This window comes from Streptomyces anthophorae (genome assembly GCF_049310305.1).
GTDB lineage: Bacteria > Actinomycetota > Actinomycetes > Streptomycetales > Streptomycetaceae > Streptomyces.
The window spans coordinates 9,163,059-9,184,262 of the sequence record NZ_JBLWQQ010000001.1 but is presented as its reverse complement, the minus strand read 5'-3'; the positions used below and the strand labels follow the sequence as shown (position 1 = coordinate 9,184,262).

The window sequence follows — 21,204 nt, the reverse complement described above, 5'->3', positions numbered from 1 at the left end:
CGGCGCGCGGGGGCCTCACCGTCGCCCGTGACGACGGCCGGGTCTCCCACGCCCTGTGTCACTTGCGCACCAGCCGTTCGAGGAGCGCGGTGGCCTCGGCGAGGGTGTGCCGTTCGGCGGCGTCGAGTTCTTCGGTGAGTGCCTGGGTGAGCCAGCCGTGCTTGGCGGCCCGGACGGCGTCGAGGGTGACGCGGCCGCTGTCGGTGATCGACACGACGGACTGCCGCCCGTCGCTCGGGTCCGGCGCGCGCGACACGAAGCCCTGTTCCTCCAGGGCGCCGAGGGTGAGCCGCATGGACTGCGGCCGTACGTACTCGGCGCGGGCCAGCGCGGCGGTCGTGCCGGGCCCCTCCGATTCAAGGCGGGCGAGGACGGTGCGCTGGGTGGGGGTGAGCAGGCTGTCCGGCGACGCGCTGCGCAGCCGGCGCGAGAGCCGTCCGACGACGGTGGCGAGATCGGCGGCGATCTGCTCGGTGGGCGGCTCGTCCCCTGCGGCTGGTTGCGTTGCTGACATGTCGACACCGTACGAGGTTGACAGGAAGCCTTGCAAGTTACCCTTATGACTCTCGGCGGCGCGCCCTCACCGCTCGCGGACCCTTCACAGCCCGATCGCCCCGACCAGCGCCCGCGCACACAGGTCCCGCACCTGCTCCCGCGTGAGTTCCTGGGCATCCAGCCAGTCGAGACAGACGGCGACGAGGAACGCGAGCCAGCCGCGTACGGCGAGGCGCAGTACATCCGGCGCGGGGAGACCGTCGACGCTGTGCGGGTCCGCCGCGAGGGCGGCCATGATCTGCTCCTCGTGCGCGGCCAGCCCCTCCCGGTACGCGGCGCGTACGGCCGGGTCGCCCGCCGCCTCGGCGCTGTGGAAGGCCCGGAAGCCGTGCGCGTGCGTGGCGACGTATTCGAGGAAGGTGTCGAGCCCCGTGCCGAGCTGATCGCGGACGGGGATGCCCGGCACGGCCGCCGTCAGGCGCAGCATCCGCCGGCTCTCGCGCTCCACGACGGCGGCGAAGAAATCCCGCTTGTTCGGGAAGTAGTGGTACAGCAGCCCGCGCGAGACACCGGCGATCTCCGCGACCTCCTCGATCCATACGTCGCCGTAGGGGGCCTGCGCGAACAACTTGGCGCCCACGGCGAGCAATTGCTCGCGGCGCTCCTGCGTGCTGAGTCGGCGCCGGGTGCGCTCCCCCGTCGCCGACACTCCCGCTCGCTCCCTGGTCATGAGGCGCACCCTACTGGACCTGCCGCCCCTTACTTGACGTGAGTTCAATAACAGGCCCAGACTGTGGCCCGTTATTGAATCCACGTCTAACAGTGTGGTCCGGGTGCTCCAACAGGGCATCGGTGCAAGGGAGATGGACACGATGACGACGCCGCAGGTGACGCAGGCCGCGGGAACCCCGCTGCCGCGAGGTTTTCGCAGTGCCGAGCAGGGGTGGCCGCGCCTGGACCGGATCCCGCACCCGTCCCGCCGGGTCCCGTTCATCGGTGACGTGGTCGGCGCGAACGTGCGCTCCCCGTTGCAGGATTCGATGAAGCTCGCCACCGAACTCGGGCCGATCTTCCGGCGCAAGGGGTTCGGCAAGGAGATCGTGTTCGTGGCGGGCGCGGAGCTCGCGGCGGAACTCGCCGACGAGTCGCGGTTCGCCAAACACGTCGGGCTCGGCGTCGCGAATCTGCGCCCCGTCGCGGGCGACGGCCTGTTCACGGCGTACAACCACGAGCCCAACTGGCAGCTCGCGCACGACATCCTGGCCCCGGGCTTCAGTCGCGACGCGATGGCCGGCTACCACCCGCTGATGCTGGACGTGGCGGGGCAGCTGATGGCCACCTGGGACACGAGCGAGGCCGCGGGCCGCACGGTCGACGTGCCCGCCGACATGACCAAGCTGACCCTGGAGACGATCTCCCGGACCGGGTTCGGGCACGACTTCGGGTCGTTCGAGCGCGAGCGGCCGCACCCGTTCGTCACGGCGATGGTCGGCGCGCTGACGTTCGCGCAGCGCCGCAACGTCGTGCCTCCCCTGCTGTCGTTGCTGCTGCGCGGCGCGGAGAAGCGCAACGCGGCGGACCGGGCGTATCTGAACCGCACGGTCGACGAGGTGGTCGCGGCGCGCCGGTCCTCCGACGGCGGCCCCGGCGACCTGCTCGACCGGATGCTGGAGGTGACGCACCCCGAGACCGGCGAGCGGCTCTCGCCGGAGAACATCCGCCGCCAGGTCATCACCTTCCTGGTGGCCGGACACGAGACCACGTCGGGCGCCCTGTCCTTCGCCCTGCACTACCTCGCGCAGAACCCGGAGGTGCTCGCGAAGGCCCGCGACGAGGTCGACCGCGTCTGGGGCGACGCCGACGTACCCGCGTACGAACAGGTCGCCAAGCTGCGCTACCTGCGGCGGGTGCTGGACGAGTCGCTGCGGCTCTGGCCGACCGCGCCGGCGTTCGCGCGCGAAGCACTCGCGGACACCACGCTCGGAGGAACCCACCCGATGCGGCGCGGCGCGTGGGCGCTGGTCCTCACGACGATGCTGCACCGCGATCGGGACGCGTGGGGCGACGACCCGGAGACCTTCGACCCGGAACGGTTCACCCCGCAGGCGGTCCGCGCCCGCCCCGCCCACGTCTTCAAGCCGTTCGGTACGGGCGCCCGCGCCTGCATCGGCCGCCAGTTCGCCCTGCACGAGGCCACACTGGTCCTCGGCCTCCTCCTGCGCCGCTACGACCTGCACCCCGAGCCCGGCTACCAGCTCGCGATCACGGAGCGACTGACGCTGATGCCGCGGGGGTTGCGGCTGCATCTGACGCGAAGGTGATCCACCCGGGGCCCGCACACTCCCGCCGGGCTATTCGTCCGGCGCCGCCGCCAGCGACGCCACGTCCAGTACCCCGTCCAACTCCGCCAGCACGGCTACGAGGTGCGGCACGTCCGAGGCGCCCTCGATCTCCATACGGACGGCCATCGTCCCCGACCTGCCCCGGCCGGGCTCCCAGTCGGCGCTGGCGCCCCGTAGTTCGACGACCCGGAAGCCGCGGCTCGTGCACTCCTCCAGGACGCGGGTCAGGACGCTGGATCCGACCCGGTAGGCGAGGTGCAGGCCCGTGCGCCGCTCCGTGGCGAGGGACGGAACGCGGCGTGTCAGCCACGGGTAGCCGCGGACGACCAGGAAGTGGCAGGCCGTCGCGGCGATGGCGAGCAGCGGCAGGCCGCCTCCGCACGCCATCCCTATGGCGCATGTCAGCCAGACGGTCGCGGCGGTGGTCAGTCCGCGCACCGCGTCGCGCCGCACGAAGATGAGACCGCCGCCGATGAATCCGATCCCGGAGACGATCTGCGCGGCGACGCGCGACGGGTCGAACGACACGCCTCCCATGCCGAGCACGGAGTTGAACCCGTGCTGCGACACCTCCATGAACAGCGCGCTTCCCACGCCGACGAGGGTGTGCGTGCGCAGTCCGGCGCTCTTCTGCTGGACGGCGCGCTCGGCTCCGATCAGCGTGGAGAGAACCAGGGCGAGACCCAACTCGGCGAGCTGGCGCAGGCCTTGTCCGGCGTCCGGGTCGAACAGCGAGTACGCGAGCGGCGACGACAACAGCGGCCCCTCCTCTCCCTTGAATGGATCTTTCCGAGGGTAGTCCCGCGTCGTCGCGGCCGGATTGTCAGACCCATGCGCAAGAGTGGAGACATGAACGGGACCAGGAACCACGGACAGCTGACCATGAACCCCGAGTTGGCGGCGGCGCAGGCCTGCCTGCGCCTCATGCACACCGCCCGCGCGGCGCTCTCCGCCTCCGAGTCACCGGCCACGGCCGCGGTGCTCACCGTGCCGATCACCGAGGCCGACGAGGCGCTGAGCCGGGCCGGCCTCGCGGGCAACGAGGCGTGGCTCCTTGAGCGGATCTATGGGCTGGGCCTCGAGGCCGAGTCGCCCTAGCATCGTGATCCGCATCCGGTGTGCGGGGCGTGATCCGGCGCATCGGCCGTCCTTCGGCTTGCAGGGAGCGCCACGTGCCCACTGTCTCCTCGGATCCGCCGCACCGCATCGACCCGTCCGGCGGCTGCCCGCACGCGCGCAATGCCCGATTGCGTGCGAACGGCGCGGTGGCCCCCGTGGTGCTGCCCGATGACGTCCAGGGCATGCTCGTGCTGGGCCACGAGGCACTGAAGGAGTTCCTCGGGCACAGCGATGTCGCCAAGGACGCCCGGCACTTCACGGCGCTCGCGGAGGGCCGAATACCGGCGGGGTGGCCGCTGCGGACGTTCGCGACGGTGCGCGGGATGACGACGGCCGACGGCGAGGACCACCGGCGGCTGCGGTCCCTGGTGAGTCGGGCGTTCACGGCGCGGCGGGTCGAGGCGCTGCGACCGCGGGTGGAGGCGCTGACGGACGAACTGCTGGACGGACTGGCCGCGGCGGCGCGGGACGGGGACGGCGTGGCCGATCTGCGCACGCACTTCGCGCTGCCGCTGCCCATGAGTGTGATCTGTGAACTCTTCGGCGTGGAGGCCGAGTTCAGGGACACACTGCACCGGCTGTCCAGTGAGGTCGTGGCCACGAACATCGAACCGGCACGGGCCGTGGCCGCCAACCAGGAGATGGTGTCGGTCCTGGCCCAGGTGGTCGCCTCGCGCGTCCGGGAGCCGGGCGACGATCTGACGAGCGCCCTGCTCGCCGCGCAGGAGACGGACGGCGACCGGCTCAGCCACGAGGAGTTGATCGGCTCGCTCCTGCTGTTCCTCGTCGCCGGGCACGAGACGACGCTGAACCTCATCACCAACGCGGTGCGCGCGCTGTGCGCCCACCGCGAGCAACTGGCCCTGGTGCGCGACGGCGCGGCGGGCTGGGCGGACGTCGTGGAGGAGACGCTGCGCTGGGACAGCCCGGTCAGCTACTTCCCGTTCCGCTACCCGACGCGGGACCTCACGGTCGACGGCACGCTGATCCCGAAGGGCACGCCGGTGCTCGCGGGTTACTCGGGAGCGGGCCGCGACCCGGCGGCGCACGGCCCGGACGCCGACCGCTTCGACGTCACGCGCGCCCTGCCGGGCCGGCATCTCTCGCTCGGGCACGGGGCGCACTACTGCCTGGGCGCCCCGTTGGCCCGGCTCGAGGCGACGGTGGCCCTGGAGCGTCTCTTCACCCGGTTTCCCGCGCTCGACCTGGCCGTTCCCGAGGAGGAGCTGCCGGTGAACGCCAGCTTCGTGGGCAACAGCGTGCGCGCACTCCCGGTACGCCCCGGCCCGGACGCCCACGGCTGACACCCACCACCGGATGCCGGGCGCCCGCCGCACCCCTGCGACACTGGCGTCATGGATCACCGCCACACCGGCGCCTACCTCGACCGCATCGGCGCCGACCGCCCCTCGGCGCCGACCGCGGACGCGTTGCGCGCGCTGCACCTCGCGCATCTGCTCGCCGTGCCATTCGAGAACCTCTCCGTGCATCTGGGCGAGGAGATCGTCCTTGACGCGGACGCACTGGTGTCGAAGCTGGTGGACCGCCGCCGCGGCGGCTTCTGTTACGAGCTCAACGGCGCTTTCGGTGCTCTGCTCTCGGCCCTCGGGTTCGAAGTGACGCCGCTTCAGGCGCGGGTCGCCGACAAGGACGGCCACCTCGGCATCCCGTACGACCACATGGCGTTGCTCGTCCGCACGGCCGAAGGAACGACCTGGCTCGCCGACGTCGGGTTCGGCACGCACACCCACGGTCCGCTGGCCTTCGACGAGCGGGGCGAGCAGCACGATCCGGGCGGGGTGTTCCGGATCGAGGACGCCGACGCGGATGCGGTCGAGGGCGCCACCGAGGGCGATCTCCTCGTGCTGCGAGACGGCGACGTGCAGTACCTGCTCGAGCAACGGCCGCGTGCACTGCGGGACTTCGAGGCGGGCGCCTGGTACCACCGCACCTCACCCGCCTCCCACTTCACACAGTCCCTGGTCTGTTCACTGCTCACCGAGGACGGCCGGATCACCCTCAGCGGTCATACGCTCACGGCCACCGTCGACGGCGAGCGCACCGTCACCGAACTCCCCACCGACGCCTCCGTCCTCAAGGCCTACGACCAGCACTTCGGCATCGTCCTCGATCACGTACCGCCGGAGCCGAATCAGGCGGAGGGCTGACGCCCGAGGCCGCCCGCTGGTTATGCTCGGCCGAAGCGTTCAGCGAAACGCTCAAACGAACAGCGGGACCAGCGGGACACGAGGGGGCCACCAGCATGCGCGAACCGGTCGATCTCAGGCGGCAGCGGATTCTCGCCGCCGTGCAGGCGCGCGGCGCGACGCGGGTCAGCGATCTGGCCACGGAACTCGCGGTGTCGGTGGTGACGCTCCGCCGCGACGTGGAGGAGCTCGCACGCGCGGGCAAACTGCGCCGCGGCCACGGCATCGCCCGCCCGATCCTCCCCGAGCAGGACGAGGGTCACGACCAGCGGCCCGAGCAGGGCGAAACCCAGGAGTCGGCCTCCGGCGCCGGACCGGACGGCGGGCCCGTCGCCGTCGTCGTCCCCGAGCGGCACGCGTATCTGTACGAGATGCTGCACGGCGCCCGCACCGCGTTCGAGGAGGCCGGGGTCCGGATCGCCCTGCACATCGCCCCCGCGGCCCCGGGCGCCGAACAGCCCCTGGTGGAGCGGGCCCTGGCGGACGGCGCCCGCGGGCTGCTGATCGCCCCGCGCTGGCGCAGCCTCGCCACCGAGGAGGCCGACTACGCCTGGCTGGCGCGCGTCGACGTGCCCACGGTGGTGATGGAGCGCAGGCCGCGCAGGGGCAGCGCGCTGCACGCCGTGGACACCGTCTGCACCGACCACTGGTACGGCGTGCACCTCGCCGTCGAGCACCTCACGGGCCTCGGCCACCGCCGCATCGTGCTCGCGGCGCGCGACGACAGCCCGACGGCGCGTGCGGTGCGGGCGGCGTTCGCCGAGATCGCGGCGGACCATCCGCAGGTCGACAAGTGGGCCATCGCCCTCAGCTCCCCCGGGGCCGTCCCCGAACCGGACGCGGAGCATGCCGAGAAGCCGCTCGAACTGCCTCCCCTGCTGGAGGAGTTGGGCGCCACGGGCGTCCTGCTGCACGGCGACGTCGACGCGCTGATGCTCGTCCAGTCCCTGCGCGACGCCGGGGTCCGGGTCCCGGAGGACTGCTCCGCCATCGCGTACGACGACGTGGTCGCCGGGCTCGGCAGCACTCCCCTGACGGCCGTGTCCCCGCCGAAGGCGGAGGTCGGCCGGGCGGCCGCCGAGCTGCTGCTGCACCGCATCGGCCGGGGCGCGGGAGCCGGCCCCGCGCACCGGGTCGAGCTGCTGCCGACGCTCAAGGTGCGCGGTTCCACCCGTTCCGCCCCGTATCGCGAGCCGCTCCCCTCAACTCCCACCACACAGTGAGCGTTTGACCGTTTCATTTTCTTCTGATCGGTCTATTGACCGTATCTCGTGAACCGATCAGGATTCCCGTGACTCGAACACGCAGGAGCCGCGGGAGGCGCCCATGCCTGGTCGACAGAGCCGTCGATCGATGCTCGCCGCGATCACCGCGCTGCCCCTGACGGGCGCCCTGAGCGCTTGCAGCGGGAACGACAGCGCGGCGTCGGCAAGCTCTAGCTCACGCAGGACAGGCAAGACGACCATCACCTTCTGGTCCGCCCTTCGCGGCAGTCAGGAAGTGGTGGACGAGTTCAACAGGACCCACGACCACATCCAGGTCGACTACCAGCAGGTCCCGTCCGGCACCCAGGGCGGCTATCTGAAGCTCAGCAACGCGGCGCGCGCGGGCAACGCCCCCGACGTCGCGACCATCGAATACCCGCAGCTGCCGGGCTTCGCCATCGACGGTGTGGTGCGCGACATCACCGACCTCGTCGGCGACAAGCTGCGCCGCAAGCTGCTTCCGCAGGCGCTCGGCCTGACGACGTTCGAGAAGCACACGTACAGCGTGCCGCTCGACGTCGAACCGATGGTGATGCACTACCGCAAGGACCTGTTCGACACGTACGGCTTCGACGTCCCCACCACCTGGGACGAGTTCGCCGACCTGGCACGCAAGGTGCGGCGCACGGGCGGCGGCCGCAAGATCACGCTGTTCCCCACCGACGGGATGACGCAGTTCGCCGCCTGGGCCTGCCAGGCGGGCGCCCAGTGGTTCGACACCTCGCACGGCGCCTGGAACGTCTCCATGGCGGACGCCCCGACCCGCAAGGTCGCCGCGTACTGGCAGCGCCTCATCGACGAGGGACTCGTCTACACCAACGCCTCCAGCGCCCGGATCGCCGACGCGCAGATCGGCAACGGTCTGGTCCTGACCCGGCTCAGCGGGGCCTGGGACGCGGGCGCGCAGATGAACGCGCACCCCGAGCAGAAGGGCCGGTGGCGCATCGCGCCGCTCCCCCAGTGGACACCGGACAAGCCGTCCCTCGGCACCCACGGCGGCTCCACGTTCGCCGTCACGAAGAACAGCAACAAGCCCGAGGCCGCCATGGAGTTCATCGAGTGGCAGGTCTCCCACCCCGACGCCCTCAGGGCGCGCCTGTCCAGCGGCGCGAGCAGCCAGTACCCGGCCGTCAGCGATCTGATCCCGGTCGGCAGCAAGGGGTTCAACAAGGCGTACTACGGCGGCCAGGACATCTACCGGCTCTTCGAGGAGGAGGCGCACAAGATCCGCGACGGCTGGGTCTGGGGTCCTCGCATGACCGCGACCGGCTTTGTCATGCAGGACGCCTTCGCCCGTGCGGGAGCCGGTTCCGGCACCCTGCTGTCCGCCGCGCGCGCCGCGCAGGAGGGCACGATGCCCGACCTGAAAGCGCTCGGCCTCAAGACCACCACCCGATCCACGTGAGTGCCCGCACCCCGAAAGGCAGGTGACCCATGACCGCGACAACAGCCCAGGCCCCCACGGCACCGCCCGCCCCGCAAGAGGTGAGGGGCGACGCGCGCAAGGCACAGCGGGCGGCCAAGCGCCGCCGCGGCGGTGCGGCCGGCGTCCTGATGGCGCCGTTCTTCGTCCTCCTCGCACTGGTCTTCCTGATCCCGGTCGGCACCGCGGTGTGGATGAGCTTCTTCAGCGACGACCAGCCGGGCCTCGGCTTCGGCCCGGAACACAGCGTCTTCGTGGGCCTGCGCTCGTACGCCGCCGTGATCACCGACCCGACGTTCCTGTCCGGGCTCGGCACGGTCGCGCTGTACTGCGTGATCTACATCCCGCTGATGGTGATCGGCTCGCTCGCGCTGGCGCTGCTGCTCGACTCCGGTGTCGTACGGCTGCGGTCCTGGGCCCAGTTGGGCCTGTTCCTGCCACACGCGGTGCCCGGCATCATCGCCGCCCTGATCTGGCTCTACCTCTACACACCCGGCATCAGCCCGGTCGTCGAGGCGCTCGGCAAGGCGGACATCCAGATCGACTTCCTCGGCCTGCACACCACGCTGCCGTCGATCGTGAACATCGCCCTGTGGTCGAACCTCGGCTACAACATGGTCATCTTCTACGCGGCCCTGCAAGCGGTCCCCCGCGAGGTCCTGGAGGCATCGGTCGTGGACGGCGCGGGGCCGGTGCGCACCGCGCTTCAGGTGAAGACGCCGCTGGTGCGTTCCTCCGTGGTGATGGTCGCGATGTTCACGCTGATCTGGGCGCTCCAACTGTTCACCGAGCCCATGCTGCTGCACCAGTCCTCGCAGATGGTCGACACCCGGTTCTCGCCCAGCATGTACATCTACGACGCCGCCTTCAGCCGCAACAACTACTCGCTCGCGGCCGCCGCCTCGGTGATCCTGCTGATCCTCACCATCGCCGTCTCCTACGGGGTCACCCGCTGGACCAACCGCGTCAACTCGGCCGAGGAGGACGCCCGATGAGTGCCACCGACTCCACGCTGCTCCGCCCCAGAACGCTGGGGCGCGCGACGGTCAACGTCGTCGTCGCGATCTCCGTCCTCTACACCCTGCTGCCGGTCCTGTGGCTGGTCCTCGCCTCGGCCAAGTCGCGCGACGCGCTGTTCAGCAGCAGCATCCTGTCCTTCAGCGACTTCTCGTTCGTGCAGAACCTCAAGGACCTGTTCGCGATGGACGGCGGCCTCTACGGCCGCTGGTACGGCAACAGCCTGCTGTACGCGGTGCTCGGCGCGGCCATCGGAGCGCTGATCAGCGTCGCCTGCGGCTACGCCTTCGACAAGTACCACTTCCGGCACAAGGAGAAGCTGTTCGGCCTGGTGCTCGCGGCGGTCATGGTGCCGCAGACGGTGCTGGCGCTGCCGCTGTACCTGATCGCGTCGGCGGCCGGCGTCGTGAACACCTTCTGGTCGGTGTTCATCCCGGTGCTCTTCAACCCGTTCGGCGTGTATCTGGGCCGTATCTTCGCCCAGGGGTACGTACCGAACGAGGTCCTGGAGGCCGCGCGCGTCGACGGCGCGAGCGAACTGGCGACGTACTTCAAGGTGGCGCTGCGGATGCTGGGCCCCGGCCTGGTCACCGTCTTCCTCTTCCAGCTCACGACGATCTGGAACAACTTCTTCCTGCCGATGGTGATGCTGTCGGACCAGGATCTGTATCCCGTCAGCCTCGGCCTGTTCCAATGGAACAGCCAGGCGACCGTCTCGCCCGAGTACTACCCGGTGGTGATCATGGGCTCGCTTCTCGCGGTCCTTCCTCTCGTCCTCGCGTTCGTCTTCCTCCAGCGGTTCTGGAAGTCCGGTCTGACGGCGGGGTCGGTGAAATGAGCAGGCCCCGCGTGGCGCTGGCCATGTCCCCCCAGGCCGCGGCGGCCGTCTTCACGCCGCGGTCCATGGCCGCGCTCACGAAGGTCTGCGACCTCGCGCCCCTGCCCGTGCTCGACGATCTGACGACCTCGCGGGCGAAGGAGGTGCTCGCCGGGGTCGAGGTGCTCGTCACCGGCTGGGGCTGCCCGCCGCTCGACGCCGGGGTGCTGGCGGCGGCGCCCGGCCTCAAGGCCGTCGTGCACTCGGCCGGTTCGGTGCGCGGGCATGTCACCGACGCCTGCTGGGAGCGCGGCATCGCGGTGTCATCGGCGGCCGCGGCCAACGCGCTGCCGGTCGCCGAGTACACCCTCGCGATGATCCTGCTGCACGGAAAGCACGTCCTGGAGCGGGCCCGCGACTTCCGCCGCCTGCGCGAGCGCGGCGACTGGCTGCTCACCTCGCACGAGGTGGGCAACTACCGGCGCACCGTGGGCATCCTGTCCGCCTCGCTGATCGGACGCCGGGTGATCGAACTGCTGCGCCCGTTCGACTTCGAGGTGCTGCTGCACGACCCGTACGTCTCCGAGGAGGACGCGGCGGAGCTCGGGGCGGCACGGGTGACGCTGCCCGAACTCTTCGTGCGCAGCGACCTGTTGAGCGTCCACACGCCGCTGCTGCCCACCACGACGGGCCTGGTCAGCAGGGAGCTGCTGAGCTCGATGCGGCCGGGCGCCACGCTCATCAACACCGCGCGCGGCGCCGTCGTCGACCAGGACGCCCTGACCGACGTGGTCCGCGCGAGCCGCATCCGCGCGGTCCTCGACGTGACGGACCCGGAGGTGCTGCCCGCGGACCACCCGCTGTGGGACTGCCCGAACGCGCTGATCACCCCCCATCTGGCCGGCTCCCAGGGCAGCGAGTGGGAGCGCCTCGCCGACACCGCGGTCGACGAGGTGACGCGCTGGGCCGCGGGCGACGGTTTCGCCCATCCCGTACGACGCGAAAGGCTGGCGTTCCTCGCATGAGCATGAACACCACCCCGTTCGACCTCCCCGCCGAAGACCGCGAGTTGAGCCCGTACACCGGTTTCACGCGCGCGCACTGGGAGGCCGTCGCCGACGGACTGCTCGGGGCCGCCTGGCGGTGGGCGACGCCCGGGGGCGCGCTGCTCGACCTGCCGGGCCGGCCCTCGGGATCCGGTGTCCGCTCGGACGGGCTCGAGGGCTATGCCCGTACGTTCCTGGCGGCCGGCTTCCGGGTCGCGGGCGCGCAGGGCAAGGACCCGCACGGCTGGCTCGACCGGTACGCGGACGGCCTCGCCGCGGGCACCCGCACGCCGGGGCGCGACGACGCCGAGTCCTGGCCGCTGATCCTCGACCATCACGTACAGGGCCAGCCGATGGTGGAGTCCGCCTCGGTGGCGCTCGGCCTGTCGCTGACCCGGCCGTGGCTGTGGGACCGGCTCGACGGCGACGTGCAGGACCGGGCGGAGCAGTGGCTGCGCGGCGCGATCACGCACACACCGGCGCCCAACAACTGGTACCTGTTCCCCTTCATGGTGGCCTCGTTCCTGGAGTTCGTCGGCCGCTCCGACGCGGCGACAACGCGCGCCGTTCAGCGGGCCCTTGAGCTGATGGAGACGTGGTACGAGGGCGACGGCTGGTACCGCGACGGCGACGGGCGGGCCTTTGACCACTACAACGGGTGGGCGCTGCACCTGTACCCGATGCTGCACGCCCATCTTCAGGGCGACTCCGCGCTGTCCGATCGGATGGGGCCGCGCCTTCGCGAGCACCTGGAGGGCTTCTCGCTGCTCTTCGGCGGCGACGGGGCGCCGATCCACTTCGGGCGTTCACTCACCTACCGGTTCGCGGCCTCGGCGGCCGTCGGCATCGGCGCGGTCACCGGGCACACGCCGCTGTCCCCGGGCACGTCACGCCGTCTGATCAGCGGAAACCTGCGCTACTTCCTGGACCGTGGCGGGGTCACGGACGAGGGTCTGCTCAGCCTCGGCTGGCACGGCCCGCACGACGCGACGCTCCAGAACTACTCGGGCCCGGCGTCCCCGTACTGGGCGTCGAAGGGCTTCGTCGCGCTCCTTGCGGGCGAGGACGATCCGCTGTGGACGGCGCCCGAGGAGGCGGCCCCGAGCGAGGGCCCCGACCGGGTGCTCGCGCTGCCCGCGCCCGGTCTGCTGGTGCAGTCGACGCGGGCGGACGGGATCGTGCGGCTGCACAACCACGGCAGCGACCACGTCCGCCCGTTCGAGGGCGAGGACGCGGCCGCCGTCGACGTGCTCTACAGCCGCCAGGCCTACTCCACCCGCACCGGACCCACGTCCCCGGCCAACGCGGCGGACAACCAGCTGTCGGTGGAGTGCGACGGCATAGGGAGTGTGCGGCGCCGCATCCACCCGTTGGGGGCGGGCCAGGGCGAGGGCTGGGGCTGGGCGGCTTCCTGGCACCGGCCGGTGTTCACGTCGGGTCCCCCCATGGTGCCGGGGCTGCGTGTGGAGAGCGTGACCGTGGCGCGTGGCGCGTACGAGCTGCGGGTGCACCGGGTGATCGGCGCCCCGCACGGGGCGCGCGTGACGCTCACCGGCTGGGCCACGGACGCGTTGCACTCGGAGCTGGTCGGCCTGCGCGGCTGGGAGGGGCGGGACGAGGTGCGCGCGCCCCAGGGCACGGCGTACGAGCCGTGGGTACGGGTGCCGCGCCTGGCGGCGGACGTGGAGGGGACGGCGGTGTTCGTGGCGCTGGCCTCGCTCGGCGCGCGGCAGCCGGGAGCGCCGCTCGCGGACGCGGTGTCCGACGTCGACGCCCTGGACGGGGAGTTGCGGGTCCGCTGGGCCGACGGGGCGCGCACCACCGTCGCGTTCGAACCGCTGCGCGTTCAGCAGGACTGACCGGTCGGCGCCAGTTGCGCCTCCACGGCGGGGGCGTAGCGGTCGACGAGCGTCTCGATGTCCGCGGCCCGCACGTGCGGGCCGCGGGCGATGCCGTACATGACGCCGAGGCCGAGGAGCAGGGACACGGCGAGTTCGGCGCGCAGCGGCGCGTCGTCGCCGGGCAGGCGCTCCGCGAGCCGTTCGCAGACCTGTGTGCGGAAGTTGGCGCGCAGGATGTCGCCCTGCTCGCCGTGGAGCGGGGCGAAGACGATGCGCAGGATCGGGTCGCTGCCCCGCTCGGCCTGGCCGGTCAGGACGTGGCGGACCATGTGGCGGCCCAGGTCCGCCGGCGCGGCGTCCAGGAAGGACTCCACGTCGGCCTCGAAGTTCATGACGCGCGAGAACAGGGCGTCCTTGCTGCCGAAGTACTTGAGGACGAGCGGCGGGCTGACCCCGGCCCGGTCGGCGACGGCCTTGAGGGTGATGTCGCCGTGTGCGTGCCGGGCGAGCAGATGCCGGGCCGCCCTGGCGATGGCGGCCTTGGTCTCCTCCGCGTCGCGCCGTCCGGTGCCGGGCCGCCGCTCGTCGGCGTGGGCCGCGGTCATGTCCTCACGCTCCCTTCGTGGTGGGCACCGGGGCCGGTGCGCCCGTGACGGCCCGGCCGGTCGCGCCGTCGGAGGGGACGGCCAGGGCGACCGCGGCGGCCACGAGGGCGACCGTACCCGCCATGGCGAAGGCCAGCTGATAGCCGTGCAGGGACGGGACGTGGGCGCCTGCGACCGGGGTCGTGTGGTGGACGAGCACGGCGGCGACGGCGGCGCTGGAGACGGCCTGGCCGATGGTGCGCATCAGGACGTTGACGCCGTTCGCGGAGGCCGTCGCCCCGGCCGGGACGGCGCGCAGGATCAGGGTGGGCAGCGCCGAGTAGGCGAGGGTGGTGCCGGTCGAGACGACGGCGGCGCCGACGAGGATCACCCACAGGTCGGTGCTGTCGACGATGCGGACCGCGTAGCCGAGGGCGAGGACGACACCGCCGATGGCGAGCGTGACGCGGGGGCCGCGCGCGGCGGAGATCCGGGCCGAGACCGGCGAGAACAGCAGCATGATGACGCCGCTGGGCAGCATGCACAGGCCGGTGGCGACGATGGACAGGCCGAGCCCGTAGCCGGTGGCGACGGGGGCCTGCACGAGTTGCGCGGTGACGAGGGAGTTGGCGTAGAAGGCGAAGCCGGTGAGCAGCGCCGCGAGGTGGGGCAGACCGACGCGGCGGCCGACGGCGAGGCGCAGGTCGACCAGGGGCCGCTCGGTGCGCAGTTGCTGCCGTGCCCACAGGCCGAGGATCACGACGGCGCCCGCGAACAGACCGAGCACGACGGGGCTCCCCCAGCCCCACTGGCCGCCCTGTGAGACGCCGAGCAGCAGGCAGACGAGGCCCGCGGCGAGGCCCAGGGTGCCGAGCGCGTCGAAGCGGCCCGGCGAGCGGACCGGTGACTCGCGCACGGCCCACCAGGCGAGGCCGAGACCGAGCGCGCCGAGGGCGCTGGTCGCCCAGAACATGACGTGCCAGTTGGCGTACTGGACGATGAGCGCGGCCAGTGGCAGGCCGAGGCCCGCGCCGATGCCGACCGTCGAGCTCATCAGGGCGACGGCGGATCCGGTGCGGTGCGGCGGAAGTTCGTCGCGCAGGATGCTGATGGACAGCGGCACGACGGCGGCCGCGGCGCCCTGAAGCGCGCGGGCGGCGATCAGGAGGCGGATGTCGGACGTCAGCGCGCACAGCACCGATCCCGCCGTCATCAGGGCGAGCGCGCCCAGCAGTACGCGCCGCTTGCCGTACATGTCGCCCGCCCGGCCGAGGACCGGGGTGAGGACGGCGCCCGCGAGCAGGGTCGCGGTGACCATCCAGGACACGGCTGCGGGCGAGGCGCCGGTCAGCCGCGGCAGGTCCGGCAGGAGTGGGACGACGACGGTCTGCATGACCGCCATGAGGATGCCGCCGAAGGCGAGCACGGGCACGGCGAGCCGCTCGCGCGGGCGCGTCGCCGGTATCGGGGCAGGTTTCATGGTTCTCCGGTCGCGGCGGGACGGTGGCGTCGGACTTCGGGCTTGCGGCTTGGGGCTTGGGGGCTTCGGGGCTTCGGGGCTTCGGGGCTTCGGGGCTTCGGGGCTTCGGGGCTTCGGGGCTTCGGGGTGAATAGGGGTTCACCAGTTCGGTGAATCAGTATTCACCGAACCGCACGTCCTGTCTGCACCGCTCGGCGGAGCCCTCTGTGCATGAGGCGCCCGACCGACAGATACTGCCGGTCATGACCTCTTCCACTCCGCCCACCGCCCCCGGCCCCGCACGTTTCGGCCTCGTCGGCACCGGCTCCTGGGCCCAGCGGACGTACGCCCCCACGCTCGAGGCCCACAAGTCCGTCGACCTCGTCGGGATCTGGGGGCGCAGGCCGCAGGCGGCGGCCGAACTCGCGGACGCGCACGGCACGACGGCGTACGCCGATGTGGACGCCCTGTTCACGGCGAGCGACGTCGTAGCGTTCGCGGTGCCGCCGGACGTGCAGGCCCCGCTCGCCGCGCGGGCCGCCGCGGCGGGCTGTCATCTGCTCCTCGACAAGCCGCTGGCGACCCGTCCCGACGCGGCCCGTGCGGTCGTCGAGGCAGCCGACGCGGCGGGGGTCGCGTCCACCGTCTTCTGTACGCTGCGGCACGCGCCGCTCACCGCGGCCTGGATCGCCGAACAGGCCGGGACGGACGGCTGGTTCACGGGCCGCGGCGACTGGTTCGGCGCGCTCTACACCCCCGGCGACGACGCACAGGTGCGGGCCACGACGCCTTGGCGGGCCGAGAAGGGTGCCCTGTGGGACGTGGGTCCGCACGCCCTTTCCGTGCTGCTGCCGATCCTGGGCGCGGTACGGACGGTGGCGGCGCACGGCGGCCCCGGCGACACGGTGCATCTCGTGCTCCGGCACGCGGGCGGCGCCTCCAGCACGGCGACGCTCAGCCTGACCACGCCCCCGGCGGCGGGCGGCGTCGCGGTCGAACTCCGCGGCACGGAAGGGGTGTCGGCGATGCCGACGGGCACGGGAGTGGCCCAGGAAGCGCTGGCCGCCGCCATCGACGCACTGCTGGAGGCGGTGCGCGGCGGGCCCGCGCACCCCTGCGACGCCCGCTTCGGCCTGCGGCTCACGCAGACCCTCGCGGCGGCCGAACGCTCCCTGGCCTCGGGCCGCGCCGAACCGGTCCCCGAACACTAGGCCGAGGCGGCGTCGGGCCCCCTCTACCCTGGTCGTCATGCCGCTCGAGATCAGCGCCACCAACCCCGAGCACCCGGTGCTCCTGCTCGCCCTGCCCTGGCACATCCCGCTGGAGGAGTGGCCCGAGGAGTACCTGGTGCCGCTTCCGCGCGGCATCTCGCGGCACGTGGTGCGCTACGCGCGCGCCGGGGACGAGGTCGTCGCCGTGAAGGAGCTGGCGCAGCGCCCGGCGCTGCGCGAGTACGAACTGCTGCGCACGCTCGACCGGTTGGGAATCCCGGCGGTAGACCCGCTCGCGGTGGTCACGGGCCGGGAGGACCCCGCGGGCAACCCGCTCGAACCGGTGCTGATCACCCGGCACCTGGGCGGTTCGCAGCCGTACCGTTCGATGTTCGAGACGACACTGCGGCCGACGACCGTGCACCGGCTGATGGACGCGCTCGCCGTGCTCCTGGTGCGGCTGCATCTCGCCGGCTTCGCGTGGGGCGACTGCTCGCTGTCCAACACCCTCTTCCGTCGGGACGCGGGCGCGTACGCCGCGTATCTGGTGGACGCCGAGACCGGCGAGCTGCATCCGCGGTTGAGCGACGGGCAGCGGGAGTACGACATCGATCTGGCGCGGGTGAACATCGCGGGCGAGATGCTCGACCTGGAGGCGTCGGGCGCGCTGCATCCGTCGATCGATCCGATCGAGTTCGGCACGGAGATCGTGCAGCGGTACACGAACCTGTGGACCGAGCTGACCCGTACGTCGGTGTATCCGGCCGGAAAGCACCACTACATGGACCGCCGCATCCGCCGCCTCAACGATCTGGGTTTCGACGTGGCCGAGATGCAGATCTCGCGCTCCCCGCTCGGCGACACGGTGACGTTCGTGCCGAAGGTCGTCGACGCGGGCCACCATCAGCGGCAGTTGCTGCGCCTGACCGGTATGGACGCCGAGGAGAACCAGGCGCGGCGGCTCCTCGCCGACCTGGAGAGCTGGATGGCGACGCAGGAGGACGCGGCCGACGCCCGCCCCGAGGTCCTCGCCCACCGCTGGGTCCGTGACGTGTTCCGTCCCACGGTCCGCGCGGTCCGTGACCGGGTCTCGACGCCGATGGACCCGGCGGAGCTGTATCACCAACTCCTCGAGCACCGTTGGTACCTGTCCGAGCGCGCCCAGCACGACATCGGTCTCGACGCGGCGGCCGACGACTACGTGCGGAATATGCACAAGACCGGACAGTGACACGGCCCGGGACCGGGCGCGGCCGGTGCCGTGGCCGCTACATGATGGCGAGTGACGGCACCGACCGCAGCCAGTGACCTCCACCGGCCGCCCGGACGAGCGTGGGCGTTTGCGTCTCACAACGCATTTTCCGGCCACATCGAACGCAATTGGTGGCCCGGCCCCACTCGCACCTGCATGAACGGTCGCAGAGGCTTGTGGGTTACCCGCAGCGGGAAATTTCAGCCATTTTCGAGTGACCCGGCACGAGTGCCGCAACGCCGCGCCCACATGTGCACGAACGAGGAAACCCGCAGGTGGGCAACCCAACTCCACCCATCATGACGCACCGTCTGATCGTTTTCTTCGGGCAATGTTTATTACCAAAGACCTTGGGACTATTTAGACTGCTCACGCTCAACTCGGCGTGAACAACGAGGGATTACCCACCATGAACAAGACGGCGCTTCGAGCCCTGCTCCGTGAACGGCGCGCCCTCATAGCCCCCGAATCCCACGGCTTCACCAGACCGACGGGACAAGGGCGCCGCGCCCCCGGGCTCTCCCAGCACCAGGTCGACCAGCTCCTGCACCGCACGCTCGGCACGTACCACCGTCTGGAGTCGGGCACGTACCCGAACGCCCCCGCGGAACTGCTGCGCGATGTGGCGCGGCTGTTCGGGCTGAACGAGCAGGAGTGGGTGCTGCTGTGCCGCTACGCGCTGCTTCAGGACCCGCCGGGGCCGCTGTATCCGACGTCGGGCAAGGAGATCCCCGGCGTGTGGCAGGAGGCGGTCGACGGCATCGATCACATCGCGTACGTCTCGGACTCGTCCTGGGACCTGCTGGCGTGCAACCGGGCGTTCACGGAGCTGTTCCCCGACCACCGGCCCCCCTCGAACACCATGCGCTGGATGCTGCTCGACCCGCACGCCCGGAACATGCTGGTGGACTGGCAGAGCGCGTGGGCTCCGCTGCTGCTCCCCCAACTGCGCGCCGCTCTCGCCGCGCGCCCCGACGACGACACGCTCGCCCAGATCGAGAAGGAAGTACTGGCCGACCCCGAGGCCGCCCCGATCTACCGGTCGGGCGGCTCGGCCATGCACCCGGACGGCGACGAACGTCCGCTGCTGCACGCGCGCCTGGGCCCCGGCTGGGCGACGATGTGCGCCGCGCAGCCGCTCACCACGCCGGGCGCGCGCCTGATGATCCTGGTCTTCCACCCGGGCGTGCAGCGTGCGCACCCCAGGAAGCCGGCCCTGCGCGCAGGCTGATTTGCGCCCCTCTCGTCACACCTCCCGTGGCAGACACGTCGCGGCAACGTAGGTTGAGCGGGCCCCCCACAGCCACCTCAGCCCCGTGGGAGACACTCATGCCCGCCTACGTCTCGATGCCGCACACCGTTCTCGGCGCCCACAAGGTGTCCACCGACGAGATCGCGGACGACATACGCGCACGCCACCCGGGACACCCCCGGATCGCCGCCGCGGTACGCGCCGTGCAGGGGTGCGGCGTGCACACCCGCTACTTCGCCCGGCCGCTCGACTCCCCCACCGTCGCGGGTGAGGCGGGCATCGCCGAGCGGGCCAGGACCGCCTTCGCGGACGCGCTCGAACTCGCCGAGCGGGCGGCCGCGTCGACCATCGCGGCGGCCGGCCTGAGAGCGAAGGACCTGGACGGCATCGTCACCACGCACTCCACCGGCTGGGCCGCGCCCAACCTGGACGTGCACCTCATGACACGGCTCGGCCTGCGCCCCACCGCCCGCTCCCTCGCCCATACGACGCTGGCCTGCACGGGCGGCACCAAGTCGCTGATCCGGGCGGCGGACATGGTGGCGGCCCGCCCCGGCGGCAAGGTGCTCGTGGTCGCCGCCGAGGTGATCTCCGCCGTCTACCACCACAGCGACACCGGCATCGACGCGATGATCTACAAGGCGCTGTTCGGCGACTCGGCCGGAGCGGCCGTGGTCAGCGACGAACCGCTCGGCCCCGGATTCGCGTACGAGGACGGCTTCGAGCACGTGCTGCCGGGCACCGCGGGACAACTGGGCGGCCGGATCACCGCCGACGGCCTGCACTTCGACGCCACGAAGCAGGGCCGCGCGGCCTTCACCGAGACCCTGCCGAGCGTCACCGGCTGGCTCGGCGCACGCCGCACCGACTTCGCCGTGATCCATCCGGGCAGCCCCCGGATCATCGCGGACACGGCCACGGCCCTGGGCCTGTCCGAGCACGACACCCGCCACTCCACGGCCACACTCACCGAGGAGGGGAACCTGGGCGGCGTGAGCGTCCTTCGCGTCCTCGAACGCACCCACCAGGACCCGCCCCCCGCCGGCAGCCGCGGAACGATGGTCGCGTACGGACCCGGTTTCACGACCGCGGCGCTGCACGGGCACTGGCACGCCTGACGGCCCAGGCCGGGACGTCGCTCGAAAATGTCTCATCGGGACATGTGTCCCAATGGGACATTCGGGTGTACCGTCGAAGACATGAAGGCGAACGAGGCCACCAGCCCCCGACCCGCCGGCGACCGCCGGCAGGCCAAGGCCCTCCGGACGCGCGAGGCGCTCACGGAGGCCGCCGTCGAGCTGGTGCTCGAGCGCGGGCTCGGGGACGTGACCGTGGAGGCCATCGCCGACCGCGCGGACGTCACCCGCCGCACCTTCAGCCGGCACTTCGCCGGCAAGGAGGACGCGGCCCTGGACTTCACGCGCGCCGACGGCGCGGGGATCAACGCGGCGCTGCGCGCCCGCCCCGCCGCCGAGCCCCCGCTGCTCGCCTACCGGCGCACGGTCGCGGACTACCTCGCCGACCGGGAGACCCCGGGCTGGCACCACCGACCGCGACTGCGCGAGCTGTACGCGGTCGTGGACGCGGAGCCCGCCCTGTTCGCCGCGTACGAACGGATCCGGGTGGACGCCCAGGACGAGTCCGTACGCATCATCGCCGACCGGCTCGGCACCGACCCGGCCCGGGACCCCCGTCCCGAGGTCGTCGTCGGCGCCGCCGCCGGAGTGCTGACCGCCGCGCTGCGCACCTGGGCGCGCGGCGCGGGCACGGACGCCGAAGACCTCGCCGAACTGGTGGCGCGGGCCTACGACGCCCTCATCGAGGAGGCCGCCCGCGCGGCGGCCCCCGACGTCGCTACCAGAAAGTGAATCGCA

Annotated in this window: 20 protein-coding genes; 15 read left to right on the top strand and 5 right to left on the bottom strand. The window is 72.0% G+C overall.

Features of this window, described 5'->3' with window-relative positions; all coding sequences use genetic code 11:
* Positions 1 to 58: 58 nt before the first annotated feature.
* Positions 59 to 514 (bottom strand): MarR family winged helix-turn-helix transcriptional regulator, encoded by a 456-nt coding sequence (locus tag ACNYS0_RS41870; protein ID WP_422482024.1) that lies wholly within the window; start codon positions 512 to 514, stop codon positions 59 to 61.
* Positions 515 to 598: 84 nt separating this feature from the next.
* Positions 599 to 1,225, bottom strand: a complete 627-nt coding sequence (locus tag ACNYS0_RS41865) for a TetR/AcrR family transcriptional regulator (RefSeq protein WP_422482022.1) — start codon at positions 1,223 to 1,225, stop codon at positions 599 to 601.
* Between the two features lie 142 nt (positions 1,226 to 1,367).
* On the opposite strand from ACNYS0_RS41865, the gene ACNYS0_RS41860 reads away from it, so the two are divergent.
* Positions 1,368 to 2,816 (top strand): cytochrome P450, encoded by a 1,449-nt coding sequence (locus tag ACNYS0_RS41860; RefSeq protein ID WP_422482020.1) that lies wholly within the window; start codon positions 1,368 to 1,370, stop codon positions 2,814 to 2,816.
* 30 nt (positions 2,817 to 2,846) lie between these two features.
* On the opposite strand, the gene ACNYS0_RS41855 is transcribed toward ACNYS0_RS41860, so the two are convergent.
* Positions 2,847 to 3,593, bottom strand: a complete 747-nt coding sequence (locus ACNYS0_RS41855) for an MgtC/SapB family protein (RefSeq protein WP_422482018.1) — start codon at positions 3,591 to 3,593, stop codon at positions 2,847 to 2,849.
* Between the two features lie 93 nt (positions 3,594 to 3,686).
* Here ACNYS0_RS41855 and ACNYS0_RS41850 point away from each other — a divergent pair, with 93 nt between their 5' ends.
* The 9 genes from ACNYS0_RS41850 (at position 3,687) to ACNYS0_RS41810 (ending at position 13,590) form a co-directional block, all read left to right on the top strand.
* The gene (locus ACNYS0_RS41850) at positions 3,687 to 3,935 is read left to right on the top strand and encodes a hypothetical protein (protein WP_422428733.1); all 249 of its coding nucleotides are present in this window, start codon (positions 3,687 to 3,689) and stop codon (positions 3,933 to 3,935) included.
* A 74-nt stretch (positions 3,936 to 4,009) separates the two neighbouring features.
* Positions 4,010 to 5,260, top strand: a complete 1,251-nt coding sequence (locus ACNYS0_RS41845; protein WP_422482016.1) for a cytochrome P450 family protein — start codon at positions 4,010 to 4,012, stop codon at positions 5,258 to 5,260.
* Positions 5,261 to 5,311: 51 nt separating this feature from the next.
* Positions 5,312 to 6,124, top strand: coding sequence for an arylamine N-acetyltransferase family protein (locus ACNYS0_RS41840; protein WP_422482014.1), 813 nt, complete (start codon positions 5,312 to 5,314; stop codon positions 6,122 to 6,124).
* A 95-nt stretch (positions 6,125 to 6,219) separates the two neighbouring features.
* A complete protein-coding gene (locus ACNYS0_RS41835) occupies positions 6,220 to 7,386 on the top strand; it encodes a substrate-binding domain-containing protein (RefSeq protein WP_422482012.1) in 1,167 nt (388 codons plus the stop codon).
* 103 nt (positions 7,387 to 7,489) lie between these two features.
* Positions 7,490 to 8,833 (top strand): ABC transporter substrate-binding protein, encoded by a 1,344-nt coding sequence (locus ACNYS0_RS41830; RefSeq protein ID WP_422482010.1) that lies wholly within the window; start codon positions 7,490 to 7,492, stop codon positions 8,831 to 8,833.
* 29 nt (positions 8,834 to 8,862) lie between these two features.
* A complete protein-coding gene (locus ACNYS0_RS41825) occupies positions 8,863 to 9,846 on the top strand; it encodes a carbohydrate ABC transporter permease (protein WP_422482008.1) in 984 nt (327 codons plus the stop codon).
* A complete protein-coding gene (locus ACNYS0_RS41820; protein WP_422482006.1) occupies positions 9,843 to 10,706 on the top strand; it encodes a carbohydrate ABC transporter permease in 864 nt (287 codons plus the stop codon). Before ACNYS0_RS41825 ends, ACNYS0_RS41820 begins: the two co-directional genes overlap by 4 nt.
* Entirely contained in the window at positions 10,703 to 11,710 is a 1,008-nt protein-coding gene (locus tag ACNYS0_RS41815; protein WP_422482004.1) for a hydroxyacid dehydrogenase, read from the top strand. The genes ACNYS0_RS41820 and ACNYS0_RS41815 overlap by 4 nt, the downstream gene beginning before the upstream one ends.
* Before the next feature lie 2 nt (positions 11,711 to 11,712).
* Positions 11,713 to 13,590: a DUF2264 domain-containing protein gene (locus ACNYS0_RS41810; protein ID WP_422482913.1), complete on the top strand. Its 1,878-nt coding sequence runs from the start codon at positions 11,713 to 11,715 to the stop codon at positions 13,588 to 13,590.
* Here ACNYS0_RS41810 and ACNYS0_RS41805 read toward each other — a convergent pair.
* A complete protein-coding gene (locus ACNYS0_RS41805) occupies positions 13,578 to 14,177 on the bottom strand; it encodes a TetR/AcrR family transcriptional regulator (RefSeq protein ID WP_422482002.1) in 600 nt (199 codons plus the stop codon). The genes ACNYS0_RS41810 and ACNYS0_RS41805 overlap by 13 nt on opposite strands.
* A gap of 4 nt (positions 14,178 to 14,181) precedes the next feature.
* Positions 14,182 to 15,636 (bottom strand): MFS transporter, encoded by a 1,455-nt coding sequence (locus ACNYS0_RS41800; RefSeq protein WP_422482000.1) that lies wholly within the window; start codon positions 15,634 to 15,636, stop codon positions 14,182 to 14,184.
* A 242-nt stretch (positions 15,637 to 15,878) separates the two neighbouring features.
* On the opposite strand from ACNYS0_RS41800, the gene ACNYS0_RS41795 reads away from it, so the two are divergent.
* From ACNYS0_RS41795 to ACNYS0_RS41775, 5 genes are all read left to right on the top strand, one after another.
* Positions 15,879 to 16,826, top strand: a complete 948-nt coding sequence (locus ACNYS0_RS41795; RefSeq protein WP_422481998.1) for a Gfo/Idh/MocA family protein — start codon at positions 15,879 to 15,881, stop codon at positions 16,824 to 16,826.
* A 37-nt stretch (positions 16,827 to 16,863) separates the two neighbouring features.
* Positions 16,864 to 18,057: a DUF4032 domain-containing protein gene (locus ACNYS0_RS41790; protein ID WP_422481996.1), complete on the top strand. Its 1,194-nt coding sequence runs from the start codon at positions 16,864 to 16,866 to the stop codon at positions 18,055 to 18,057.
* 430 nt (positions 18,058 to 18,487) lie between these two features.
* A complete protein-coding gene (locus ACNYS0_RS41785; protein ID WP_422481994.1) occupies positions 18,488 to 19,309 on the top strand; it encodes a helix-turn-helix transcriptional regulator in 822 nt (273 codons plus the stop codon).
* 98 nt (positions 19,310 to 19,407) lie between these two features.
* Positions 19,408 to 20,448 carry a beta-ketoacyl-[acyl-carrier-protein] synthase family protein gene (locus ACNYS0_RS41780; RefSeq protein ID WP_422481992.1) on the top strand — a complete coding sequence of 347 codons (1,041 nt, stop codon included), beginning with the start codon at positions 19,408 to 19,410 and terminating at the stop codon, positions 20,446 to 20,448.
* 81 nt (positions 20,449 to 20,529) lie between these two features.
* Positions 20,530 to 21,198 carry a TetR/AcrR family transcriptional regulator gene (locus tag ACNYS0_RS41775; protein ID WP_422481990.1) on the top strand — a complete coding sequence of 223 codons (669 nt, stop codon included), beginning with the start codon at positions 20,530 to 20,532 and terminating at the stop codon, positions 21,196 to 21,198.
* Positions 21,199 to 21,204: the final 6 nt, after the last annotated feature.

Bases quoted from the DNA above. Each gene is read 5' to 3' on its own strand.
- ACNYS0_RS41870 (WP_422482024.1), bottom strand. From the start codon at position 514: ATGTCAGCAACGCAACCAGCCGCAGGGGACGAGCCGCCCACCGAGCAG.
- ACNYS0_RS41865 (WP_422482022.1), bottom strand. From the start codon at position 1,225: ATGACCAGGGAGCGAGCGGGAGTGTCGGCGACGGGGGAGCGCACCCGG.
- ACNYS0_RS41860 (WP_422482020.1), top strand. From the start codon at position 1,368: ATGACGACGCCGCAGGTGACGCAGGCCGCGGGAACCCCGCTGCCGCGA.
- ACNYS0_RS41850 (WP_422428733.1), top strand. From the start codon at position 3,687: ATGAACGGGACCAGGAACCACGGACAGCTGACCATGAACCCCGAGTTG.
- ACNYS0_RS41840 (WP_422482014.1), top strand. From the start codon at position 5,312: ATGGATCACCGCCACACCGGCGCCTACCTCGACCGCATCGGCGCCGAC.
- ACNYS0_RS41835 (WP_422482012.1), top strand. From the start codon at position 6,220: ATGCGCGAACCGGTCGATCTCAGGCGGCAGCGGATTCTCGCCGCCGTG.
- ACNYS0_RS41830 (WP_422482010.1), top strand. From the start codon at position 7,490: ATGCCTGGTCGACAGAGCCGTCGATCGATGCTCGCCGCGATCACCGCG.
- ACNYS0_RS41825 (WP_422482008.1), top strand. From the start codon at position 8,863: ATGACCGCGACAACAGCCCAGGCCCCCACGGCACCGCCCGCCCCGCAA.
- ACNYS0_RS41820 (WP_422482006.1), top strand. From the start codon at position 9,843: ATGAGTGCCACCGACTCCACGCTGCTCCGCCCCAGAACGCTGGGGCGC.
- ACNYS0_RS41815 (WP_422482004.1), top strand. From the start codon at position 10,703: ATGAGCAGGCCCCGCGTGGCGCTGGCCATGTCCCCCCAGGCCGCGGCG.
- ACNYS0_RS41810 (WP_422482913.1), top strand. From the start codon at position 11,713: ATGAACACCACCCCGTTCGACCTCCCCGCCGAAGACCGCGAGTTGAGC.
- ACNYS0_RS41805 (WP_422482002.1), bottom strand. From the start codon at position 14,177: ATGACCGCGGCCCACGCCGACGAGCGGCGGCCCGGCACCGGACGGCGC.
- ACNYS0_RS41800 (WP_422482000.1), bottom strand. From the start codon at position 15,636: ATGAAACCTGCCCCGATACCGGCGACGCGCCCGCGCGAGCGGCTCGCC.
- ACNYS0_RS41795 (WP_422481998.1), top strand. From the start codon at position 15,879: ATGACCTCTTCCACTCCGCCCACCGCCCCCGGCCCCGCACGTTTCGGC.
- ACNYS0_RS41790 (WP_422481996.1), top strand. From the start codon at position 16,864: ATGCCGCTCGAGATCAGCGCCACCAACCCCGAGCACCCGGTGCTCCTG.
- ACNYS0_RS41785 (WP_422481994.1), top strand. From the start codon at position 18,488: ATGAACAAGACGGCGCTTCGAGCCCTGCTCCGTGAACGGCGCGCCCTC.
- ACNYS0_RS41780 (WP_422481992.1), top strand. From the start codon at position 19,408: ATGCCCGCCTACGTCTCGATGCCGCACACCGTTCTCGGCGCCCACAAG.
- ACNYS0_RS41775 (WP_422481990.1), top strand. From the start codon at position 20,530: ATGAAGGCGAACGAGGCCACCAGCCCCCGACCCGCCGGCGACCGCCGG.